At 37.7% G+C, this 23,971-nt stretch carries 19 protein-coding genes; 6 read left to right on the top strand and 13 right to left on the bottom strand.

The features are described 5' to 3' along the window. Positions 1-60 precede the first annotated feature (60 nt). Positions 61-813 carry an alpha/beta hydrolase gene (locus tag AC1RNS_RS13555; protein WP_492993354.1) on the bottom strand — a complete coding sequence of 251 codons (753 nt, stop codon included), beginning with the start codon at positions 811-813 and terminating at the stop codon, positions 61-63. A 299-nt stretch (positions 814-1,112) separates the two neighbouring features. Between AC1RNS_RS13555 and AC1RNS_RS13550 the strand changes: the two genes are divergently transcribed. Continuing rightward, positions 1,113-1,994 (top strand): LysR family transcriptional regulator, encoded by an 882-nt coding sequence (locus AC1RNS_RS13550; RefSeq protein ID WP_492993353.1) that lies wholly within the window; start codon positions 1,113-1,115, stop codon positions 1,992-1,994. A 41-nt stretch (positions 1,995-2,035) separates the two neighbouring features. Here AC1RNS_RS13550 and AC1RNS_RS13545 read toward each other — a convergent pair whose 3' ends face one another. Further along, positions 2,036-2,833, bottom strand: a complete 798-nt coding sequence (locus AC1RNS_RS13545) for a DUF1835 domain-containing protein (protein ID WP_492993352.1) — start codon at positions 2,831-2,833, stop codon at positions 2,036-2,038. Positions 2,834-2,848: 15 nt separating this feature from the next. After that, positions 2,849-3,472: a LysE family translocator gene (locus AC1RNS_RS13540; protein WP_492993351.1), complete on the bottom strand. Its 624-nt coding sequence runs from the start codon at positions 3,470-3,472 to the stop codon at positions 2,849-2,851. Between the two features lie 239 nt (positions 3,473-3,711). Between AC1RNS_RS13540 and AC1RNS_RS13535 the strand changes: the two genes are divergently transcribed. The 5 genes from AC1RNS_RS13535 to AC1RNS_RS13515 all read left to right on the top strand — a co-directional run bounded on the left by AC1RNS_RS13535 (position 3,712) and on the right by AC1RNS_RS13515 (position 9,377). Next, positions 3,712-4,095, top strand: a complete 384-nt coding sequence (locus AC1RNS_RS13535) for a sodium:proton antiporter (RefSeq protein WP_492993349.1) — start codon at positions 3,712-3,714, stop codon at positions 4,093-4,095. 467 nt (positions 4,096-4,562) lie between these two features. Further along, complete coding sequence (proB, locus tag AC1RNS_RS13530) at positions 4,563-5,657, top strand: glutamate 5-kinase (RefSeq protein ID WP_492993348.1); 1,095 nt, start codon at positions 4,563-4,565, stop codon at positions 5,655-5,657. Between the two features lie 12 nt (positions 5,658-5,669). Beyond that, positions 5,670-6,920: a glutamate-5-semialdehyde dehydrogenase gene (locus AC1RNS_RS13525; protein WP_492993347.1), complete on the top strand. Its 1,251-nt coding sequence runs from the start codon at positions 5,670-5,672 to the stop codon at positions 6,918-6,920. Positions 6,921-7,496: 576 nt separating this feature from the next. Beyond that, positions 7,497-8,381 (top strand): DMT family transporter, encoded by an 885-nt coding sequence (locus tag AC1RNS_RS13520; RefSeq protein WP_492993345.1) that lies wholly within the window; start codon positions 7,497-7,499, stop codon positions 8,379-8,381. A gap of 21 nt (positions 8,382-8,402) precedes the next feature. Then, positions 8,403-9,377: a carbohydrate kinase family protein gene (locus tag AC1RNS_RS13515; protein ID WP_492993343.1), complete on the top strand. Its 975-nt coding sequence runs from the start codon at positions 8,403-8,405 to the stop codon at positions 9,375-9,377. Positions 9,378-9,486: 109 nt separating this feature from the next. Here the strand turns inward: AC1RNS_RS13515 and AC1RNS_RS13510 are convergent, their stop codons facing one another. The 10 genes from AC1RNS_RS13510 to AC1RNS_RS13465 form a co-directional block, all read right to left on the bottom strand. Further along, positions 9,487-10,185, bottom strand: a complete 699-nt coding sequence (locus AC1RNS_RS13510) for a hypothetical protein (RefSeq protein ID WP_492993342.1) — start codon at positions 10,183-10,185, stop codon at positions 9,487-9,489. Positions 10,186-10,395: 210 nt separating this feature from the next. Beyond that, positions 10,396-11,358 carry a P1 family peptidase gene (locus AC1RNS_RS13505; protein WP_492993340.1) on the bottom strand — a complete coding sequence of 321 codons (963 nt, stop codon included), beginning with the start codon at positions 11,356-11,358 and terminating at the stop codon, positions 10,396-10,398. Between the two features lie 468 nt (positions 11,359-11,826). Beyond that, positions 11,827-12,954 carry a conserved virulence factor C family protein gene (locus AC1RNS_RS13500; RefSeq protein ID WP_492993338.1) on the bottom strand — a complete coding sequence of 376 codons (1,128 nt, stop codon included), beginning with the start codon at positions 12,952-12,954 and terminating at the stop codon, positions 11,827-11,829. 13 nt (positions 12,955-12,967) lie between these two features. Then, complete coding sequence (locus AC1RNS_RS13495) at positions 12,968-14,854, bottom strand: ABC-F family ATP-binding cassette domain-containing protein (protein WP_492993336.1); 1,887 nt, start codon at positions 14,852-14,854, stop codon at positions 12,968-12,970. A gap of 400 nt (positions 14,855-15,254) precedes the next feature. After that, positions 15,255-15,869 carry an HD domain-containing protein gene (locus AC1RNS_RS13490; protein WP_492993400.1) on the bottom strand — a complete coding sequence of 205 codons (615 nt, stop codon included), beginning with the start codon at positions 15,867-15,869 and terminating at the stop codon, positions 15,255-15,257. A gap of 752 nt (positions 15,870-16,621) precedes the next feature. After that, positions 16,622-17,665 carry an S-methyl thiohydantoin desulfurase domain-containing protein gene (locus AC1RNS_RS13485; RefSeq protein ID WP_492993334.1) on the bottom strand — a complete coding sequence of 348 codons (1,044 nt, stop codon included), beginning with the start codon at positions 17,663-17,665 and terminating at the stop codon, positions 16,622-16,624. Positions 17,666-17,681: 16 nt separating this feature from the next. Further along, the gene (locus AC1RNS_RS13480; RefSeq protein WP_492993333.1) at positions 17,682-19,256 is read right to left on the bottom strand and encodes an OPT/YSL family transporter; all 1,575 of its coding nucleotides are present in this window, start codon (positions 19,254-19,256) and stop codon (positions 17,682-17,684) included. A gap of 22 nt (positions 19,257-19,278) precedes the next feature. Beyond that, the gene (locus tag AC1RNS_RS13475) at positions 19,279-20,031 is read right to left on the bottom strand and encodes an IclR family transcriptional regulator (protein WP_492993332.1); all 753 of its coding nucleotides are present in this window, start codon (positions 20,029-20,031) and stop codon (positions 19,279-19,281) included. Between the two features lie 16 nt (positions 20,032-20,047). Further along, positions 20,048-21,727 carry a hydantoinase B/oxoprolinase family protein gene (locus tag AC1RNS_RS13470; protein WP_492993330.1) on the bottom strand — a complete coding sequence of 560 codons (1,680 nt, stop codon included), beginning with the start codon at positions 21,725-21,727 and terminating at the stop codon, positions 20,048-20,050. A gap of 3 nt (positions 21,728-21,730) precedes the next feature. Further along, complete coding sequence (locus AC1RNS_RS13465) at positions 21,731-23,767, bottom strand: hydantoinase/oxoprolinase family protein (protein ID WP_492993328.1); 2,037 nt, start codon at positions 23,765-23,767, stop codon at positions 21,731-21,733. Positions 23,768-23,971 lie beyond the last annotated feature (204 nt).

Raw genomic sequence — 23,971 nt, 5'->3', positions numbered from 1 at the left:
TTGTAATGCATTATTATTCCATTTATATTGCATAAGAAAAGAGCTGTTCACAGACAGCTCTTAGTTTGCTACAGACCATTCTACATGATCTAAAAATTTATATACATCCTCATACACTTTATCACGTTCTTTATCTAGCGTAATAATATGACCAGAATTTTCATACCAGATAATCTCTTTATCATCTGTTTTTACTGTATTTAATATAAAAGGTGCACTCTCTTGATATAGATCATCATCTAAAGATCCTTGCATGACTAATGTTGGTGCCTGAATTGTCGATAATTCTTCTCGTGTTTCAGTAGTTAAACGTGTCACACCATCTAATGAATCTTTAGGTGTAATACGCAGTTCATGTAATTCTGAAATAATTTGATCCTTTGATTTATTTTCAAAGTGTTTATATAAACGAGCATAATGGTATAAACGAGTAAATAAACCTTTTGAGTTATCACGTGTAATTGGTGCACACATAGCAACACATGCTTTTACTGGAAACTTCTCGGCTACTTTTAACGAGAATACGCCACCAAGTGAAATTCCTACTACAGCAATTTCTTCATAGCCTTTACTTTGCAGGAAGTTATAACCTTCCACAACATCGTTCCACCAATCCTCTGGTTTTGTTTCTAGTAATGCTTCTGGCTCTACACCATGCCCACTATATATTGGTGCATGAACGGTATAACCACGTTTGGATAAAAATTCTCCTAGCTTTTTCACATCTTTTGTGCTACCTGTAAATCCATGCAATAATAGTACGGCTTTTTTGCCTCCCTCGATTGTTAGAGGTTGTGGCTTTATAAACTTCATTTTATAATATCCCCTTCACGGAAATTCGTAATTGTGTATTTTATGTGTCTATCTTAACACCCTTTATTCATAATGTACAATTTATAGTTTTTATCATATTGATGCATATAACGCATTAACGATGTGAGGTTAAAACGTATTAAATCGCCTTTTCTTCATACATTAAAAGTGTAAAATTTGGATTCGTTTATTTTCAGTACGAATTCTTTTTAAAATTTTTTATGTTACCTATACTTCCTACTCTTTTCTCGTTATAATGCAGTTAGCTCAAAAAATACGGGAATAGAGGTGTTGAGGAAATGGAGTGGCAACAATTAGAATATTTTGCAACAGTTGCAAAACTTGAGCATATGACACGTGCTGCGGAAGCATTAGCGATTTCCCAACCAGCATTAAGCCGTTCAATTTCAAAGCTTGAAGAAGAATTAGGAGTTCCTTTATTTGACCGTCAGGGGCGTTCCATTATGCTCAACCGATATGGGGAACTTTTTTTATACCGTGTTCAACGCATGCGCAAGGAATATGAAAAAGCAGTTTTAGAATTACAGGAGCTCAATAACCCTGAGCTTGGTGATGTGTCACTTGGTTTTCTACATACTCTTGGAACTAGCATTGTACCAGATTTAATCCGTGCTTTTCGTCAACAGCACCCCCATATCCGCTTTCACTTTACTCAAAATTACTCACACTCACAGCTTAAGCAATTACTAGCAGGAGAACTAGACATATGCTTACTAGCAGCAATTGATACAGAACCTCCTGTTTGCTGGAGGGAGCTGTGGCGTGATGAGCTTTTTATCATGGTGCCAGTTGATCATCCGTTTGCTCATCGCAAAAGCATCAAAATGAAAGAGTTGGAACAAGAAAACTTTGTTCTTATGAAAAAGGGATATGCATTACGTAGAACGGCAGATCGTTTGTTAAATGCCGCTGGAATTAAACCAAAAATTACTTACGAAGGTGATGAAGTATCAACAATTGCAGGTTTTGTGGGTGCTGGACTAGGCGTCTCATTATTGCCTGATGACGAAGACTTAAACCCTAAAAAATTAGCTAAAATTCGTGTGGAAGATATGGTCTGTGAACGTATTATCGGAATGGCATGGATTGAAAATCGCTATCTCCCACCTTCAGCAAGGCAATTCCAACAATTTGTTTTTGATTTTTATGAGAAAAGATAAAAATAAGCGACAGGTTGTAAAGTCAACCCGCCGCTTTTTATTTACTTTCCAATATATTTTACTCGATATGAATAAATATCTGAAAAATCACCATCAACCTCAAAAAGTCCTTGCTTTGCTAGAGCTATCAAGCGATTTTCGATAAATTCTTCATGTAAATAATCCTCCATTGCACCAAATGTTTCACCAATGATGCGAACTGGTAGCAACCATTCTTCGTTTTGGTGGACATGTACTCTTTTTGCACACTCTATTATAATCGCATCTAATGCATCTTCCTCTACATGCACAATACCATCTTTCCACATACGTAATGTACTTGGATGGTGTTTCAGGTCCTCCCATTCATTTGCAAGTCGCTGACATTCATTAATAGAAAAACGTTTTGCCTCTGGGCGAAGCTTCATAAACATTTCCGATGAAAGCTCCCCTGTATGACGTATCATCATGTTGGGCTGGATACGTTTCAAGCCTTCTGTGGCATCTATTCCATAGACCATACTACACTTGTTGATAAACTCACTCATAACATAGCGTAAGCCAATCTCTTCGTGGGTATTTTGACTATACCAAACCCAGACATCTACATCACATGGTAATCTATCTATTTTTTTCATCCAATCTTGATGAAAATCCTCAAACAATTCAAACTCTTCATGATCCCTAAAAAAATAGGTTTTAAGCCAATTTTTTCGTTCTTCTAGGCTATTCAGAGGACCAATCGAGAACACATCATTAATACAAATCACCGACTCATCACGTTGTAAATGGTTTTGCCGGATCGCATGTTTTATGGAACCTTGTGTAGATAAGCTAAAGGTGATATGTAAAATTGCCATGATCAATTCCCCCTTCTACTGTTTACTCAGTGCAATTTTTATCCCAATAAAGCTAAGAATCACACCTTGCACCATATTTAATCGTTTCGCAATTGCAGGCTTTCCAATAATCACTTTTCTGACTTTACCAGCAAAAATACTAATTACTGAAAATAGGAAAAGTGCTTGAATTAAAAAGATAATACCCAAAATAAGCATCTGTAAAGCCACATGACCATTGGATGGATTTACAAACTGTGGCAATAGTGCTAAGAAAAATAAGGAAACCTTTGGATTTAATATATTCATTAAAATTCCTTTTCTATATAATGCTACATAGGCCTGGGCATTTTGCTGATTCAATGTGAATGGATCGCCCTTCGCTCGAAATGATTGCCACGCTAAATATAGTAAATATGCCGCACCCGCAAATTTCACAATAGAGAAAATAACAGTCGATTGATAAATAATTGCTGAAATACCAAGTACAGCAGCGCCAATATGCACAAGCAAACCTGTACATAAACCAAACGAAGTAGCAATGCCTGCCTTTTTGTCCTGTGCAATGCTTTGTGCTAAAACAAATAAGTTATCTGGCCCTGGCATCAATGTTAATATAATTGCTGCTCCTAAAAAAGCTAATAATGTTGATAGCTCCAATAATACTTCCCCTTCTCTCCATACTTTCAATCATTCCCAATATGGTTTTATTGTTCATTATACTACATGACAATGATATCATCTGATGTTAGTTTATGACTTTATCATGAATTTTGGAAGAAAAAAATTATTCACTCAATAATGCTCGTTAATGCAATACTTTTCTTCTTCAATATCTTATAATGAACATAACTATATTGAAACAAGGTGCATTGTTTTAAAGGAAGAGGTGTTTGTAGATGGCAGTAAGTGATATTGTGGAGCAATATGAAGACGAGCATGGAAGCGTCTATTATAAAATGAAAACACATGACATTGAAGTACGTGCTACACAAAATACAGGCTTAGCACCTGTAATTACCTATTGGATGGGTGCAAAAGAAATTACGGACGATATTCGCAATTTACGCTTCAGTCCTCGAGCCCCCTCAAGCTATATCCAAGATTATGAGGAATTTCAAGCATTGCTCTATACGAAGGAGCAGCGTGCCATCAACCAGCTTTATGAACAAATGAGCTTTAAACCTAAAAATATGTCTTCGGGGAAACAGATACTATGGAGCTTTTTTGTAATCGTTATAGCCATGCTCCCACTACTAATCGCCGTTTGGTGGTTAAAGTAATTGTAGATAGCTATGTTTAATCCTCGTTTCTCACCATTCCCTTCTCATTTATTCAAAACTTTCTATTAACTTTCCTATTCAGCTTGACAGTGACAAAGAAGTAGTGCATTCTTTAGACAATTACAAAAAACTGAACTACATATCAAGCATATTAATATACTAAAACGCACGAAGACCAGTACTTAGCAACTACTTGATTAGAGAGCAATGTCCATAGGCTGAAAGGCATGCACAAGAAAGACTAATGAACCTCCTTCGTGAATCGTCCTAGCCAAACTAGGCGCAGTCTCAAGCGTTATGAGTAAAGTGGAATGTCAATGATGTTCAATGTAGGTGGTACCACGGAAAGCAGCCTTTTCGTCCTAGTTTCTAGGATGAAAGGCTTTTTTTATTGTGAAGGTCAGAGTGACATAAACTTTATGTCTAGTAAAAGATTAATTTAAAGGAATAACGAAGGAGGAAAAGACGTGGAAAGAAAAAGAATTGTCGTCAAAATTGGAAGCAGCTCTTTAACCAACGCAAAAGGTGAAATTGATAAAATACGTTTAATGGATCATGTTCAAGCAATTGCTGAGTTAAAAAAATATGGTCATGAAGTATTACTTGTATCTTCAGGCGCAGTGGCAGCAGGTTTTAAACAGCTAGGCTATCCTTCACGTCCTGTAACAGTAAAAGGAAAGCAGGCTGCTGCTGCAGTTGGGCAAAGCTTACTCATTCAAACCTACAATGCTTTATTTGGCATCTATGATATTGTGCCGGCCCAAATTTTATTGACACGTACTGATTTTTCAAAAAAAGAACGTTATAAAAATGCTTGTGCCACATTTGAAGAATTACTTGAGCGCTCTATACTGCCTATCATTAACGAAAATGATACAGTCTCTGTCAGTGAATTAACCTTTGGTGATAACGACATGCTATCAGCCCTTGTCAGTGGCCTGGTTCATGCCGATCAACTCATCATATTAACAGATATCAACGGACTATATAACGCCAATCCTATTAAAAACCCTCAAGCCAAACGCATTGATCGCTTAACAGAGGTATCCGATGAAATGCTGGGCTTTGCAGATGGATCAGGCTCTAAGGTTGGTACAGGCGGCATGGAATCTAAGCTGCTTGCAGCTAGATCCGCCTTAAATGCCGGTGTCAAGGTATTTATTGGAACTGGACATGGTGCGAATAAGCTTGTCGACATTTTGGAAGGACATGGAGATGGCACATATGTAGAGCATGATGCACTCGCGGTCCTAACAAATAACAAACAGTGGATTGCACTCACGGAAGTATCTGGTAAAATTTTTATAGATAGTGGTGCAGAGCATGCGTTATTAGCTAATGGAAAAAGCTTACTGCCTGCTGGTGTCAGTTATGTAGAAGGTGATTTCGAGAAAGGCGATGTTGTAGAGGTTTATAGCGAAAAGGGATTACTTGGTCGTGGTGAGGTATTATACTCTTCCCTTGAGTTAGCACATGCGAGGGGAAAACGCACTGCTGAGCTAACAAACTACCCTATTGAGGTTATTCATCGAGATAAATGGCTTAAAATTCAAACAAATTAAGGAGGCATTTACATGACTAGTGAAGTTCAATTAAAAGGAAAACTGGCAAAAGCCGCAAGCTATGTGTTAAATATTAAAACTACTTGTGAAAAAAACGGTGCTCTTACAAAAATTGCAGAACAATTAATTGTGGATCAGGACACTATTATCGCTGAAAATACAAAGGATTTAGCTCATGGTGAGGAACAAGGAATGCCTGCATCTACACTGGACCGTATTATGCTTAACAAGGAACGTATAGAAGCAATGGCAAATGCCATCCATCTACTCGTAGAATTAGATGATCCAGTAGGTAATTTACTAGAAAGAATAGAAAAGGATAATGGGCTGCTAATTGAAAAACGTATGGTGCCGATTGGCGTTATTGGAATGATTTACGAAGCCCGTCCTAATGTAACTGTTGATGCGGCAACATTATCTTTGAAAACTGGCAATGCTGTAATTTTACGTGGAAGCTCCTCAGCTAAATTTTCAAATGTTGCAATAGTGACAAGTATTCATCGTGCTCTTGAAAAAACATCAATTCCTGTTGATGCAGTACAATTGATTGAGGATACAAATCGAGAAACGGCAAAAGAATTATTCCATCTAAAAGAATACTTAGATGTCTTGATTCCTCGTGGTGGAAAGGCACTCATTGATTTAGTAGTAAGAGAGGCCACTGTACCTGTCCTTGAAACAGGTGCTGGTAATTGTCATATTTATGTAGATCAAACAGCCGATTACATAAAAGCGGAAAAAATTTGTTTGAATGCAAAAATACAGCGGCCATCCGTATGTAATGCAGCAGAAAGCTTACTTATTCATCCAGATTGGTTTAAGGAATATGGGCCACAACTCCTAAGCGCTTTGCATGAGGCAGGTGTCACAATTATCGGCGATGAATTCGTTTGTCAAGCGCTAGATTTCGCTCTTCCAGCATCGGAAGAGGATTACGCAACTGAATATTTAGATTTGAAGATAAGTGTAAAACTGGTAGAAAATGTGTACGAGGCAATTGAGCACATTAATAAATATGGTACTAATCACTCTGAGGCAATCATTACAGAAGATCAACTAGTGGCAGATACGTTCTTAAATAGCGTTGACGCGGCAGCTGTCTATCACAATGCCTCTACTCGTTTCACAGACGGCTTTGAGTTCGGCTACGGCGCTGAAATCGGAATTAGTACGCAAAAATTACACGCGCGAGGCCCTATGGGGTTACCAGCCCTTACCTCTACAAAATATTTCATTCACGGTAATGGGCAAATCCGCGAATAAAGGTAGAACTTAATGGAAAGCCAGCAGTTGACATACGTTGTTGGCTTTCTTTATATTTACGATTCATACTGCTAACTGTGTGGAGTCTTTCTCCTTAGCAAAGCAATATGTATTACTACCTAAGCGAAGTTTTTCCTTAGCTAAGCGTCTTGCACTGGTACATGAGCGGAGTCTTCTCTTAGCTGAGCGATTCTCTCTGCTACCTGAGCGAAGTTTTCACTTGGCTGAGCGGTTCGAACTGGTACCTGAGCGGATTTTCCCCTTGGTCGAGCAATTCTCTTCGTTACCTGAGCGAAGTCTTCACTTGGCTGAGCGGTTCGAACTGGTAAATGAGCGGATTTTCCCCTTGACCGAGCGATTCTCTTTGCTACCTGAGCGAAGTCTTCTCTTAGCTGAGCGATTTGTGCTAATACCTGAGCGGATTCTCTCCTTGGCCGAGCAATTCTCTTTGTTACCTGAGCGATTCATTCTGGTTCCTAAGAATCGACTTTCAAATTAAGTGGAAAAATGTAATCCTGCCCATCTTCATCAAAAGTTAACAACATCATTTATAAAAATTTAGAAAGAAGGTTATGTATGAACATTTCTGCGATAATAAAATTAACTGTTTCAATGGCACTCTTTGGCTCAATCGGATTTTTTACTGTTCATACTGGCGTGCCTGCGACCGAGCTAGTATTTATCAGATGTATTTGCGCTACCCTCTTTCTAGGAGGACTATGGCTCATCACTGGTGGACATAAAACAGAGGTATGGGATAAAAATGAAATAGTACGAACACTTATTTGTGGCGTCTTTATCGTCTTAAATTGGGTATTTTTGTTTAAGGCCTTTGAGGAAATGTCGATTTCCATTGCGATTTCTATCTATAATTTAGCACCCATTTTTGTTTTAATTTTTGGCGCATTATTTTTAAAAGAAAAAATGACAATCCAGGCACTCCTTGCAACAGTCACTTGTTTTATAGGAAGCATGTTTATTATCGGCTTAAATAATTTTTTGTCACTCTCTGAGTTTATGAAATCAGGCTTTATTTGGGCATTACTGTCTGCTGTATTTTACTCGTTTACAATGCTAACAAGTAAGACGATTACAAAGCTTAGTTCCTATGCATTAACCTATATTCAAACAACAGTTGGAATTATCATTCTCTTACCATTTATAGATTTTTCACTGTTTGAAGGATTAACGTCAACCAATTGGCTATATATTTTAGGGACAGGCTTTATTCACACAGGCTTTGTTTACTATTTATTCTTTGATAGCATTCGTAGTCTCTCTACAATTCTAGTTTCTGTTTTAGTATTTGTAGACCCAGTAGTGGCCATCTTGCTCGATATGTTGTTGCTTGATTTTATGCCAAGCCTTATGCAAACAATGGGGATATTATTAATTTTCGGGGGTATTTTTTATACCATCTACGTACCAAAGAAAAAACGTGTGTCTCATACTTCGACTTAAACCAAATAGAGGAGGTTTTTCATGAGTAAGCTTTATACGATTGGTGAATTATTAATAGATTTTACACCTACTGAACACTTTAATTTCCATGCTGAAGTTGAGCACTTTGCTAAAAATGCAGGTGGTGCTCCTGCCAATGTTGCAGCTGTTTGTGCAAAACTGGGACAAGAGACCGCCCTCCTCACGCAAGTCGGCCAAGATACCTTTGGAGATTTTCTTGTGGACACGTTAAAACAGGCTGGTGTCGATACAAACTACATTATGCAAACTAATGAGGGTGAAACAAGTCTAGCCTTTGTATCACTGGCGAAAGATGGAAGCCGCGATTTTTTATTTTATCGACATCATGCAGCAGATTTGCTTTACAGTAAAGAGCAGCTTCCAGCTAATCTATTAACAGCAAAGGATATTCTTCATTTTTGTTCAATTAATTTAGTGGAAAGCCCTATGAAAGAGGCACACATAACCTTAATAGAGCAGGCACATCAAGCAGAATGTCTTGTGTCATTTGATCCCAATGTCCGTTTACCATTATGGCATGATGACAAGGCATGTCGTCAAACCATTTTGGAATTTATCCCAAAAGCTCATATTGTAAAGCTATCCGAAGAGGAGCTTTTGTTTTTAACAGCGATTACGGACGAAGAAAAAGCAGTTCACACATTATTTCAAGGAAAAGTACAAGTCCTGATAATTACTCGTGGAGTAGAGGGTGCAAGTCTTTTTACTAGAAAGCTACATGTCAGAGTGCCAGCTGACATGGTCCACACGATTGATACTACTGGAGCGGGTGATGCCTTTATTGGCGCTGTCTTAAGCATTTTTCTTAACCAACAGATAACAGTTGGAAAACTAATCGATTTTTGTGAGCAGTATGCCGTACCTCTTCTGACATTCGCTAATCGTTATGCTGGAGCCTCAACTGAAAAGTATGGTGCTATCGCTTCTTATCTAACAAAGCATGAACTGTCATTTGACTATGATACTTTCTTTTAATTTATTTCAAGAATATGTAACCCTCGTTTAATGCACTACCACTGAAAAGCGCAAGAAATCAATTTTAGAAAGGCTGATTTCTCGCGCTTTTTAAGGTTTTGACTAGCCTCTACTTTTCACTAATAAAATGTTGTATGTCATCTGATAAAATGGCCGTTTCTGACGGATACCAAAAATATGTATTACCATCATAGTGAACACTGTATTTATAGGTTATGGGTTCATCCGTATATAAGATGATCTGATAGCTTATTGGATCTCCAGTGCTTGTATTCGGTTGAAATGCTGGAGCCTCTTTACTGTTCGAAAGGATTTCTAAGAAGTTCTCAATTCCAGCTTTATCCTCAATAGTAGCTATCTGCTGATTACCTGCCGGTGTTGCTGATTTATATATTTCTATCTTTTTAACTTGTTCTAATGAAACATCATCAAAGTGCCATTTATACTTTGAATTATCCATTGCAAAATAGATCCGATAACCATTTATAGCAGCTTCGTCCTTGACAGCGATGATATTGTCTTTCCCTTTAATGGAGTAAAGTTTAGTCCCTTTCTCATGAAACGCAGCATCTCCATCTTTTAATTGATAGGATGGATTTGAAACATTATCTGCTACTTTAAAGCGAACTTCCCCTATTTCTTTTTCTATGAATGATGCATCGGCTATTTCACTATTGTGAACACCATTATATTCCTGACCATCCCATTGGATAAAATCTACCCAATCAATTACTGCTTGACCGCCCATAAAAGGTTGACATCCTGCTAAGTATATTAAAAGAAAACTAAGCATTATCCATTTTTTCATCACCATCACCCCTTTAGAATATAGCAAGAAGTTGGAATAAGTGCACCACCATCCGTAAAATATGGAGGTTGTTTCTTTATGAGATTCTAAGAAGGTCTGGATTGTCAATTACTCGTAACTTCAATGCCTCAGCTTTTAACTTACATCTTCATTTGAGCATGCTCAGATACCACCTAACATTATCAACATTTTTCCTTTATTCCTTTTTGATTATTTTTGAATGCTTGAATAGCTTTCGACATCTGCCAATTTTTTAGCGGCCTTTACACCCGTAAGTATCGCTTCCTCCATCACTTTTGTTGCTAAGTGACCTATATAATCAACTGGATAGGCTCTAGTTCCTGTACCTAGTACAAAAATCGTATCACCATCCAGCATGGTATGAACAGGATATATTGTCCGTGCAAGAGCATTTTGAGTGAGCTGTGCAATTTTTTTTGCCTCTGCTTTCGTAAGCTTGGCATTTACTGCAACTACACCAATAGTCGTGTTTGTACCAGACAATGCTTCTGATTGCACATGCTCCTCTAAATAAGCACAACAATCAATCCATTCTGCTGTTTCCTTATTCCATGCACCTGCTAGCGTTTTTCTAGTAAAAGGATCTTTTACATCTCCAACAGCATTGACAGCAACAATGGCACCAACCACTAGATCGCCTTTGCCAGCGATCGAAGCACTACCTAGTCCTCCCTTCATGCAAAACTGAGGACCTGCTAATTTCCCAACAGTAGCACCATACCCAGCACCTGTATTGCCATTTAAAAATAATCCCACTCTGGCATTTTTAGCGGCTTCATAGCCCATTGCAGCAGTAGGTCTTGTTTTGGGATTACCTATAAACAAATCAAATAGTACAGCACTTGGAACAATTGGTACTTTGGCAATTCCTGTATCCACACCAATATCCTGTTCCTCTAGAAATTGCATAATTCCAGTCGCTGCATCCAGTCCAAATGCACTACCTCCAGATAAGCTAATAGCATGTACACGATCAATTTCATTGATTGGATCCAATGCATCTGTTTCACGAGTGCCTGGAGCAGAGCCTCTTACATCAACACCACAAACTGCACCATTCTCTACTAAAATAGCTGTACAGCCTGTTATACCTTCCTTATTTTCCGAATGTCCCACCTTTACGCCAGGTACATCTGTAATATTTCCTAACATGGATAGACACCTCAACTTTGAATAGATTAAATATTCTAATTATTTTATATAAAAACAAGTACACGTTGTTATTTTCCAATACACCCCCTTTCGCATTTTCACGGAAGATAATTAAGGAAATCATCATTTACTAGAAGTTCCAGCAGATTAATAGCATTCATTTCTATAACTTTACTAATATCACATAAAATCCTTTTCATATTTCCAGTTCATTCAATGGTATCATACAACCTTGCTGTAGTTACTAATCTGAGCTCAAGGAAAATAGTTGTTTCGATTTATGAACCGTGCCAGCGATGTACACTCCAATTGAGAGATGTCTCACCTTTTTTGGTTATAACCTCTTTTAGAGCTTTTCTCTCTCTTTTTTGAGCATCTACTCTTTTCGAACAGGTCAAACTTTTCCCTAAGGAAAAACCAACACCATATTTAAACAACAGTAGTTCAAAGAGATGCTGGTTTATATTATTATTGTTGACGAGATTCGGTCATTTGCTTCCACACAGAGCCTTTTGCTTCCTCGCCCTGTTCAATTCGTGCAATCGCCATTTTTACTTGTAGCTTTACCTCAAATTCTTTATCGTCTTCTGCAGCCTCTAATGAAGGTAATGATTGCTCAGTACCTACCTCATATAAATACATGGCTGCCCGCCAGCGTACAAGCTTGTTTTTATCTTGTAAGGCAAGCTGCATAGCGTTCTCAAATTCCACAAACCCCAGGTCACTCATACAATCTCCTGCTGTTCGGCGTACAGCTGCACTTTTATCCTGTAATGCCTTTTCCAAATACGGCACAACCGACACATCTTCAATCATACCTAAATAAACAGTAGCCAGTCGTCGAATCGACATTTGCTCGTCCTGTAAAGCTACATCTAATAGAGGTAAGTCATTGAGCTCTGGATCTGCCATTTGGTCTAGCAGTTGGAAACGTTTCTCCCATTCTGGTTGCATAAACTGCTCAACCGTTATTTTTAGCTTGTCGGGTTTTATAGCTGTTTTTTCATCATCATTAATGACTGCAACAATTTCTTCTACACGTTCTGCTGAATAAGTGACATCGATCTCTTGCTTGACCGCTTCTGCAATTTCCTCAAGTTCACCATAACGCACGCCATAGTCAATCCACTTACGTTGGAAGATATAATTTTCATCGTCTGCAGTCTCAATAATTTTATTGAAAGCTTCCACAAAGCGTTCACCACAGCTTACACGGTGCTCTCGTTGATTATCAAATACCTTTACTTGTAGTGGCACCTGCTTATAAAACTGGACATGGACGTAAACTTCACCATAAAATTCATTAGCAGCATGTATTTCATTTTCTTCCTGTACACTATCTTCGCCTAAAACTTGACGAATGCTTGCTAAAATACCTTCCCATGCATATTTCGCATTACGTTCGACTGCAAAAAAATCAGCTACATGATAAACACCCTTGACCCCTTCGATTGCCAAAATTGCTGCTGCTTCACCAGTTGCTTCATTTTTATTATCTTTTGTAAAATTATAGCTTTTTCCAAATGGTAATTCTGTGTCCACGACAATCTTCATTGAATTAGGGCTTGGTGTCGGTTCAATTGTTATAATCTTCATGTCTAATCGCTCCTTATCCATTCACAATTTCTTCTAAATAAGACCATCTTTCAATCAAATATTCATACTGGGCATTAAGCTCTTCCAGCTTTGCCGTTAATTCCTGTAGCATTGTAAAATCTGAGCCAGCATTAGCAATTCCTTCTTCAGCCACCATAATGGCAGTCTCTGTTTTTTCAATATCGTCTGAAATCGTTTCCCACTCTTTTTGCTCTTTAAAGGATAGCTTCTTCTTGTCCGATTTTGGCTTTTCCGTTTTTGTTTTTTCCGCTTTTGGTGCCTCTACTTTTACAGTAGCCTCCTGCTCACGTTTTACCAAATACTCACTGTAAAGATCCAGCGTCTCCTCTACCTGACCCTGTCCATCTAATATCCATAGCTTTTTCGCAATTCGGTCTAGGAAGAAGCGGTCATGAGAAATCGTGATAACAACACCAGGGAAATGTTCGATAAAATCTTCCAGCACACCCAATGTTTCAATATCCAAATCATTGGTAGGTTCGTCTAGTAATAGAACATTCGGCTGCTCCATTAATAAACGTAATAAATGGAGGCGTTTACGTTCCCCACCAGATAATTTACCGATTGGTGTTCCATGTCCATGCAACGGAAACAAGAATCGTTCAAGCATTTGAGCAGCAGAGTATCGTACCCCCTCTGCATCTGTAATATCGTTAGAGGCCTCACGAATATATTCAATCATGCGCTCATTTTCATTCATTTTCGGTAAAGTCTGCTTGAAATGTGCTAGTTTTACTGTTGAGCCAACAAGAATTTCACCTATATCTGGTGTCAGCTCTCCTGCTAGCATGTTCAATAAAGTGGATTTCCCTACTCCATTCGCACCAATAATACCGATACGATCACCTTGCTGGAGTATAAATGAAAAATCTTCAAGAATCTTTTGCTGTCCAAATGCCTTTGAAATATTTTCAGCCTCTAATACTTTACGACCAAGTCGTGTAGTAGCAAGCCCCATCTCTAACGAAACATCCTCTGTTTTACGCTCTAGGTTTTCTTCAAGCTGCTCAAAACGCTGAATACGTGCCTTTTGTTTTGTTGAACGTGCTTTTGCGCCACGACGAATCCATTTTAATTCTGAACGATAGCGATTGCGGTCTTTTTGGGCAGAGGCTGCTCTCATTTCTTCTCGGATAGCACGTCCCTCTAAATAATCCCCATAATTCCCTGTATGACGATACAACGTTTGATTAGCTAGCTCGTAAATATGCGTTGATAATTCATCTAAAAAATAACGATCATGGGTAATAAAGATAACGGCCCCTTTTAATCGTAAAACCATTTCTTGTAACCATTCCGTTGATTGTACATCTAAATGGTTGGTAGGCTCATCCAATAAATAAAGATCTGCAGGCTCAATTAACACCTTCGCTAAAGCTACCCGTTTTTGCTGACCACCTGATAATGTTAATACCTCTTTATCGAATGTCTCAATGCCCAGCTTCGTTAGAGCTGTTTTCGCCAGTGCATTGACATCCCATGCCTGCTCTTCATCCATACGCTGCTGTAAGCTAAACAGTGTTTTTTGCAGGCTTTCCGAGTTAGGATTTGAAGCAAGCGCCGCTACTATTTCCTCATATTCACGATTCAACTTTAAAATTGGAGAATCGCCTGCAAACACAGCCTGTAAAACTGTTTCCCCGCTTGTAAATGTTGGCTCCTGTGGCAAATAAGCAATTCGATATTTATTAGGTCTGTCCACATTCATCGAATCCGCTTCAATCTGCCCAGCTATTATGGACAATAAAGTGGATTTTCCCGTTCCATTAATACCGATTAAGCCAGTACGCTCTCCCTCATAGATTGTAAATTCAATATTTTGAAAGAGCGTTTTATCGCCCACCGTTTTTGTTAAATTTTGTACAATTAAATGACTCATTCCACTTTTCCATCTCTTTCACACTTAATATGTAGTCGTATTATTGATATCCATTATTAATCATAACACCAAACGACTGGTAAACAAAGAACAACAAACTGAACGGTATAGGTCTAACATGAACGTGCTTAGCATTGTCGAATTTCTTTTATAAAATTTTAGGGACGCTAGTGGTGGATTTCTTTCTACGAATCATCCTCTATAATCATTACATGGGACTGTACAAAATTTTGAAAACAACTTAATCAAGACTATATGTAATAAATAAGGCATAGGTGTGCAATTTTAATGCGACACCTATGCCTTATGGGGTTTCCATTGCCTGTAACGTGAAGATTGATTACAAGCAATAGGAGAGCTTGTTTTTTCATTAGGAATAAACAACTATTTCAGCTTCACTTTATTGACCAATTTCCTTTTGTAACTGCTGTAAAAAGCCTTCCATAAACTGATGGCGTTCATTAGCCATTTGCTTGCCCTTATCGGTTGTCATTAAATCCTTTAAGAATAAAAGCTTCTCGTAGAAATGTGTGACTGAGGATGTATTTTTAGTACGATATTCCTCCTCCGTCATATTTGTTCGTGCTTGCTCTGTTGTATCATATAGTTTCCGACCCTTCGCACCTCCATAAGCAAATGTGCGTGCGATTCCAATGGCTCCAATAGCATCTAAGCGATCTGCATCTCGTACTATTTTTGCTTCAATAGAAGTTGCTTCAAGCTCATTGCCCCCATTAAATGATACTTGAGCAATACAATCTCGAATATGCTGCTTTTTATCTTCACTTAATGTTAACTCTGCAATTAGCTGATTTTCTTGCTCTTTACTATTGGTATACTTTTTATCACTTACATCATGCAGCAGCACAGCAATTTTTACGACTTCCGCATCTGCTGTTGGCTCACTATGTAAAATGTCCACTGCATTTTGGTAAACACGTTCAATATGCTGAAAATCATGGCTGGCATCAAACTGCTCATAAATGCCTCGTACTTTATCCATTAAATCATTCATGTTCTTCATTCAGTCCCTTCTTTTGCTATTATACTGATAAGTGATATTCTGCATCAATCAAAAACAAGACAAACAAATGATTTCAATTGACTAATTTTTCAGAATATTATATGATAAATACACAGAACAACTTTGTTCTGTATCTCACTATTTCAATGTACGATAACTATGTTCTTCACAGATTATTTAACTAACTTCAGCGGGCTTACAATTGAATATCGTGTTACAAGATGATGTATGTAAATTTAAACCAATCATCTAAGAAAACAAATAAAAGTGAACACTTTCCCTTAGAAATTCTTTGTTTTAACCCGCATAGTGCTTGTACAAGATGAAATAGGTGAGCAATCCGCTAGGCTTGTTTTCACGACCAGAAAGCTTTCATCATATGTTGCAAGTGTACATTACTTTTGTCATTAATTGATGTTGCCTTCTTTTATTCAATAACGGAATAAGTATGAACGTAGCTCCTCCCTTTAATGAAAAAGGTGTACAATAATTTGCTGACATTATGAGAATAGCTGACTCATTAGAGTTGTGTGAACAATAAAAGATAATTTATTTAGGCAAATTTTTTCGAGTATCATTTAAGCCATAGAAGAAGTATTATGCTATGAAGGAAGTAGGAACGATTTTTATGTACTGTTATACCCACCCGCTGGAGGGACAATAAAAGCTGCCCATCTCACTTACATGTAGATGAAGGCAGCTTTTATTAATTAGATTACTCTCTTATATTATTTCCTTCATTTCTATAGTTCCTTACCAATAACCGTGTCAATTTCCTGTAGCAGCTCGGCATTTTTCATCGTAGTGCTTAAATTTAAATGGCTTTGATCAACTTGAATAACAGCTATATGCATGCCTTCTTTGATACTAGCACTTGGTACAGGTACCATCCCTTCAATATCAAATGTCATTATTAAATCTGGAAATCTCGATTGGATGGTTTCTACCTTTGCTAAGGTCATATATTCATTCCAGAAAGTTAATTCAACATCTCCAACAGTTAAGCTGCCCACATCAAAGCCATTTTCCTTTGTAAGAGAAAAATCCTTCACTCTTCCAGATACGATATGCTCGCCATTTAACAGATGAATAATATTTTCTAATTTTTCATCCATTGTTCGCCCGCTTAAAAAGCTGTATCCAAGCTCAATTGCGGTAGATATTGCATTTGGTGCACCGTGTTCCTTTAAATAGCCTATTGTTACTGGATTACGAGTTACCGCTACCAATCCTCCAGCTAGAATAGATGCATGACGAACTGTTTTTGCTGTGTTTTGTAAATTTCCTTCAGCAAAGCCTTGAATAGCGTATTCATTTTTTCCACCTGCATAAAATTGAACGGATTGATAATCTTGTTGCTCATGTAGGTTTAGGGAACCCATAATACCAGTCGGGTGGGCTCGTCCATTACAAGGGGCATCAACGACTGGTACGTTCAGTAATACTGATTGTAACCAGCCATTGATTGTCGTTATAGCACCATTTTCATTCGTAATAATTCCTTTTAATCGATGATCCATATACGCATTCATCTGTTGATAGCTCCAGCATAGCTGTTCATTGGATACATATTGTTCTTCTGCTGAAGGTGCTCCAACCATTGCTACACAGGCTACTAAATCTTCATGATTTAATGCCGTTATATCGATAAGTTGAGGTTTTCCAGCTGCGAAAATCTCCTCCACTAGCTTTAAACCTTCCTCAAGAAGACCACCACCACCGCCTCCTAGGATTGCACCTCCATAAACAGCGGCTAAACCATCCTCATACGTTAACACCTTTACCATCTACCCTTACTCCTTTCTATTTTCCTATTTTAAGAATGGAAGAGAAGAAGCTATATAAAGCGTCTCCAGCTATAACACCTGCTGCAAAGACGGTCATTTCAGACTCTCTCTTACCTTTCGTTACAGAAGTGAAAATAACACGAAGTAAAATACCGACTAATACAGCCCAACCAGCTATAGGATTAATAAGTAATAAACCAGTCGCAAACAGAATACCCATTTGTCTCTTTGAACCGCCAATTAATTGAATCAATGCCCCAGGAATCGCCCAGATCAATAGCTGCTTTGCTACGTCTCCAGTCACTCCAGATTGGATAGTGGCTGCGTATACATGGTTGACAGGTGCTACTAAATCCTGTGCAAAATAAGATTGGTATGAAAGTAAAACGACTACTGCAGAAATTGAAAAGGCAAGCATACCTGCAATCATTTGCTGTTTACGCCCTTCTTTTTCTAATGCAGGATCACTGCCATTTCCACGTAGGATAAAACCTGTTTTCAAGTCGTAGCCCATATCCGCAAATGCTACCCCTGTCGCCGCACTATAGCCAGCTAACAAAGCAAGAGCTGGTGCCGGGAAACCAATTAGTATTCCGACAATTAGTGTGATAAACGCTACTGCGAATGCGGGGAACCAGCCTGCATGCATCGCAGCAATCCCAACGATAAGTTCGTGAACAAAAGCTGCAATTGTTGCGAAAATGATAAAGCCTATGAGCATTCCAAAGGACATATGTGAAATAATACCACCTAATAAAGCAATCAATAACGAAATCGCTAAATAAGCAATAAAGCCTACACCAAAACCTTGTCGAATTTCTTTTTGATCTTTCGAATAGATTAATTCTTCTGACTTTTTGGTCGATCTTTTACTTAGTAAAGTAAAAGCAACCTGGAAAAGGGCTACAATGCCCGCACCAATCATAATGCCATGCGGAATATAATATTCATTTAAATCGACATTAAATAATTGGACAGAATAGCCTCTTAGTAAAAGACCAATTCCAAACATTGTAAGTGCCCAAATATTCCCGATAAACGCTACCCCAAAAGCTGACATCGGAATTTTAAGAACAGACCCCACGATACCGATTAACACACCACCAATTAAAACCTTTGCATTTTTACCGCCTTTATCGCCAGCCTTTATAGCTTCAGCTGTTGCAATCCCTGGTGGCCAAGTACCTGTTGCTGGGAAAATCTTTGTATCAAAAAATTTATATAATAATAAAGCATCCACAAACATCGCTAAAATAACACCAATAAACAAAGGCAATACTAAATTTTCATACCCTAAAACATACGGAATACCGATTGGTAACATTAGGCTACTCGCTGCACTAAAAGTAGCCGATGATATCGCCGTTTGTATAATATTTTGTCTATGCACGGATTTGAAAGCAATTAGCTTACCAATTGGAATTCTTCCTAGAATCATCGCAAATATAGCCCCAATGATGGATGTATTAGCAGAAATCCCTAAAGTCGTAATCAGCTGTATCCCAATAATTGCCCCTACTACAGATGTTAAGACGATCATTAGTAGAGTTACAGGCTCCAAAGCCCGCGGATGTAATACTTTATTATTCATAGTGTCAGCTCCCCTATTGTTGTTATAGTTTAGATATGTGAGATTGAACTTGATGAGCAATTTTCACTAACTGTTCAAGCATGTATTTCTCCCTTTGTTCGTCAATGTCATATACTAATCCAGAAATCGTCAAAGATGCCATGATTTCTTTCTTATAGTTGAATAATGGTACACTTATACCAAAAGCATGTTCATTGTACTCCCCTACAGTAACACACCACTTATTTTGTCGTATGGATTGTAGCTCCTCTTGTAAATTGTCAAGAAGCTTTTTATGTTCCTCTTCAGATTGCTTTTCATGAAAATAGGCTAACAATTCAAGCTGTCTTTCTTTGTCTAAATAGGCAAACATAACTTTACAGGAAGCACCGATATAAAGCGGTGTTTTTGTTCCTAATGACACCGCATATTTTATATTCTTATTACTTTCAGCAATTTTTGTTGTGACACCATACTCATTATCCATATAAGTTAGAAATACTGATTCATTGATTTCACTTGCAAGACTTTGCATCAATTCATAAATTGTAAAATGTGGGTCACTTGTATTGGAGAGAGCATCATGAAATATAAACATTTTATAACCTAATTTATATTTTTTTGTGGCTTCATCCTGTAATAAATACCCTGCTTCTGTAAATGTATTGATTGTTCTTTGTACAACACTTGTATGCAGGTTTGTCATGCGTGAAATTTCACGTACACCTAATGCGCTTTCTGTAGTTGCAAAGCATTCTAGTATATCCAATGAGTTTTTTAATGTCTTGACAGTCATGTATATATTTCTCCTTTTATGCGTTTTGGTAACCGTAACGTTTTTCAGCTACCTCTAAAGAAATATATCCATTTAATAGATCTTTTTCAATTGCTTTTGTACTTCTCTCTTTTGGATTGCCATAGCCTCCCCCTGTTGCTGTGACAAGCTCAATACAATCTCCTTTCTGTAATTCATAATTGGCAAGTACTCCTACTGGTCCCACCTTAGTACCATCTTTTTTATGAATAATCAGATAGTTATGTGAGCCTTCCTCACCATCATTTAAGCCAAATGGTGCAAATTGATGTCTACCTAAGTTGACAGAAACCTTTTGGCCATCCTGATTAACGGTATAAACTCGGCGTACACCTAAGCCACCTCTAAATTGTCCTGCACCAGCACCATCGCAATTTAAGCTATATTCATCAATCTGAATTCCATATTTTGTCTCCGCAATTTCAACCGGAAGATTATACGTTTCTCCATCTCCCATACAATATTGCCCACTTTGACCATCCTCATCATTTGACGCTCCCCAACCACCTACTGAAGGTTCAACGATTAAGAAGGACTCATTGTTTTCAGGATTTTTGCCTGTTAAGATAAATGTACAAACCGACTGTAAATGTCCTGCTGATAATCTTTCTGGTAAATGAGGAGCAAGTGCCTTCCAAATTAAATCTGCTGCTCCAATACGTGCCTCAAAGTTCATCGATACAGGATGTGGACGTTTGGCTGATACAATTGAATTTTCATCTGTAAGAATCGTTAAGCGTTTAAAGACTCCTTCATTAATCACATCAATATCGCCAAGTAATGCTAAGAACATTACACGAACACTAGCCATTAAACCAAATTGTGAGCAGTTTACTGGCACATTCACGGCAGGATGTGAGCCTCTAAAGTCACAAATAAATTCTTCATCACTAATCGTTACTTTCACTTTAATTGGATAAGGTCCGCCTTTTAATGGATCACCTTCAATAAAGTCCTCCGCATAAAATTCACCTTTTGGTAGATGTTGAAGCTCAAGCTCTACAATCTTTTCACCCTTGTCCAATAATTTTTGAATGGACAACTTCACCGATTCAGCACCAAATTTCCGACAAAGCTCTGCAATCCGTTTTTCACCTGTTTTTAAGGCTGCTACTTGTGCAAACATGTCTCCAATAGAAAGCTCTGGTAGACGAACATTCGTAGAAATAATTTCATAAATGCCTTCATTGAGCTCACCCTTTTGATAAAGCTTTACACCTGGTAGCTGAAGACCTTCCTGATAGATTTCATTCGAATTACTTGTAAATGAGCCAGGATCCATCCCACCTACTTCGGTCCAGTGCGCTTTATTTGCAGAATAAGCAATAATATCTCCATTGTAGAAAATCGGTAAAACCAATCCTACATCCGATAAATGCGACCCTCCTCCAACATAAGGGTCATTTATAATGATGACATCACCTTCATGGAGCTTTTTCCCATTATCATATTTTTCAATGACACGTTGAACCATTGGACTTAGCATCCCAATAAAGCTTGTTACACCATTCCCTTGGCTAATTAAATTACCCTTAGCATCTGTTAAACCACAGGCATAATCTAAAACCTCATAGATAACGGGACTCATGGATGAGCGAGCTAATGCAACAAACATCTCATCTCCAATAGCCAGCAATGAATCCTGAATAATTTCTATAGCAAAAACATCTTTTTTCATGTGTTATTTCCCCTCCATCTCTACAATTAGATTGCCGTATTTATCTATTTCAATAGATTGTTTTTCATTTATCACAACTGTAGATGTAGGATTTTCCACAATAGCAGGACCAGTAATTACATAGCCAGGTGCTAATTTTTGTTGATCGTAGACATTAACCTCTACCCAGCCTGTTTCTTTGACGTATAACTTTCGTGTTGCTTTTATACATGTAGAAGCGTCAATATGTGAGAAATCTAACTCTTTAAACTGTACAGCTTCATCTTTCCCATAAATTGTGAGGTGTAAGTTCACTAGCTCTATTGGTGTGTCTGGTAAATCAAAAGAGAACTCCTGTTTATGTTTGATATGGAATGCTTCTGCTAATTCAGCTAGCTCTTCTTCATGAATCGTAATATTTGATGCATTCAATTTAACAGCATGCTCTTGACCTTTATAGCGCAAATCATAATTTATCTCGAAATAATAATGTTCCTTTGATAAAGGTGCATCTGCATAAGCATTTTCAATAGCTTCATCAATATTTTTTTGAATAGCGGCTAGATGATGTTGATCAAACTTCATTAAGCTTGTTTGAATATAATCTTGTCGGTATTCCGTCATCATCATCCCCAATGCTGAAAAGACTGATGAACCATATGGAATAATGACTTTCTTCATGCCCAGTTCTTGAGCCAAATTAATCGCATGTAGTGGACCCCCGCCCCCAAAGGCAACCATTGTAAAATCTTCAGGGTCATAGCCTTTACGAATAGAAATTAGCTTAAGCGCATTTAGCATATTAGAATTAGCAATATCTAAAATTCCTTGCGCTGCTTCTTCTGCTGTCACATTAAACGGTTTCGCGATTTCTTCAGTTAGTGCCTTCTCTACTTTGTCAATTGACACTGGATTATCGAAGTTTTCTAATGATAATCTTCCTAAATAGACATTTGCATCTGTAATTGTTGGTTGCGTATTGCCTAAGCCGTAAGCAACGGGGCCTGGATTTGCACCAGCAGAATCTGGACCAACCTTTAAGGAGCCGAATTGATCGACACGTGCAATGGAACCACCACCATTACCAATTTCAACAATATCAACAACAGGTGTTTTAATAGGATACCCAGCAAATTTTTCATTTCTTTCAATATAGTAATCTGTTGTAACATTTACTTTTCCTTCTGTAATGAGTGAACATTTTGCTGTCGTCCCACCAACATCAAAAGCGATAATATTCGATTCATTTAGCAGTTGGCCTAATTTCGCTGCTCCAAACATACCTGCAACAGGACCTGATTCTACTAGGTTAATTGGCAGTTCCATCGCTTTATCAAAGCTTGTTGTACCACCATTCGATTGCATAATTTTCAAATGATCTGTTATACCAATCGTGCTTAATTTTTCTTTTAAGTTTTTTAAATAAGCATGTGCAATTGGCTTTACATATGAATTTAAAACAGTAGTGTTTGTTCTTTCGTATTCTCTATATTCTTTAATCGTTTCGCTTGAAAGTGTGATATACACCTCTGGCCAAAGCTTTACAATTTCTTCTTTTAGCTGTAGTTCATGAATTGGATTTTTATAGCCATGAATCAACGAAATGGCAATAGCCTCTACACCTAATTCCTTAAATTTTCGAACGATTTCTCCGACTTCCTCGGTATTAAGCGCTTTCATAATATTTCCTTTAAAATCGATGCGTTCATCAATTTCTTGTCGTAAATAACGCTCTACAAAAGGTTCTGGTTTTTTATACTTAAAATTATATAAGTCTGGACGGTTACCACGAGCAATCTCTAATACATCACGGAAGCCTTTCGTTGTAATTAACCCAACTATGCCTCCTTTTCTTTCTGTTAATGTATTAATAATGACTGTTGAACCATGAATAAATGATTCAATTAATGAATCTTCCGTCACATGTCGCCCTAATACATTTAAAATACCGTCCTCGAAATGACCTGGAGTGGTATGTTCCTTGTCAAAATGAAGATTTCCCTTCTCATCTGTGTAAACTAGGTCAGTAAAAGTACCGCCAATATCTGTTGCGATTTTCAAGTCCTCATCCCTCCTTGTTCCTATTATCGGAACAGTGTTCCAATTAATAATTAAATAAATTATATTTAAAAGAAAAAGAAAATTCAATGTATTTTTTAAATAAAAATTCATTTGACAATTAAATTTATGGTAAAAATCCACTTTTTCTTACCATTGTTGGGTAGTTGTTTATAAAAAACACCAAATATTACATTATATAAATCT

Source organism: Lysinibacillus sp. GW821-FHT14F06, assembly GCF_058803665.1.
Note: the sequence above shows the minus strand (reverse complement) of the source record. Positions and strands in the feature narration are given on the sequence as shown.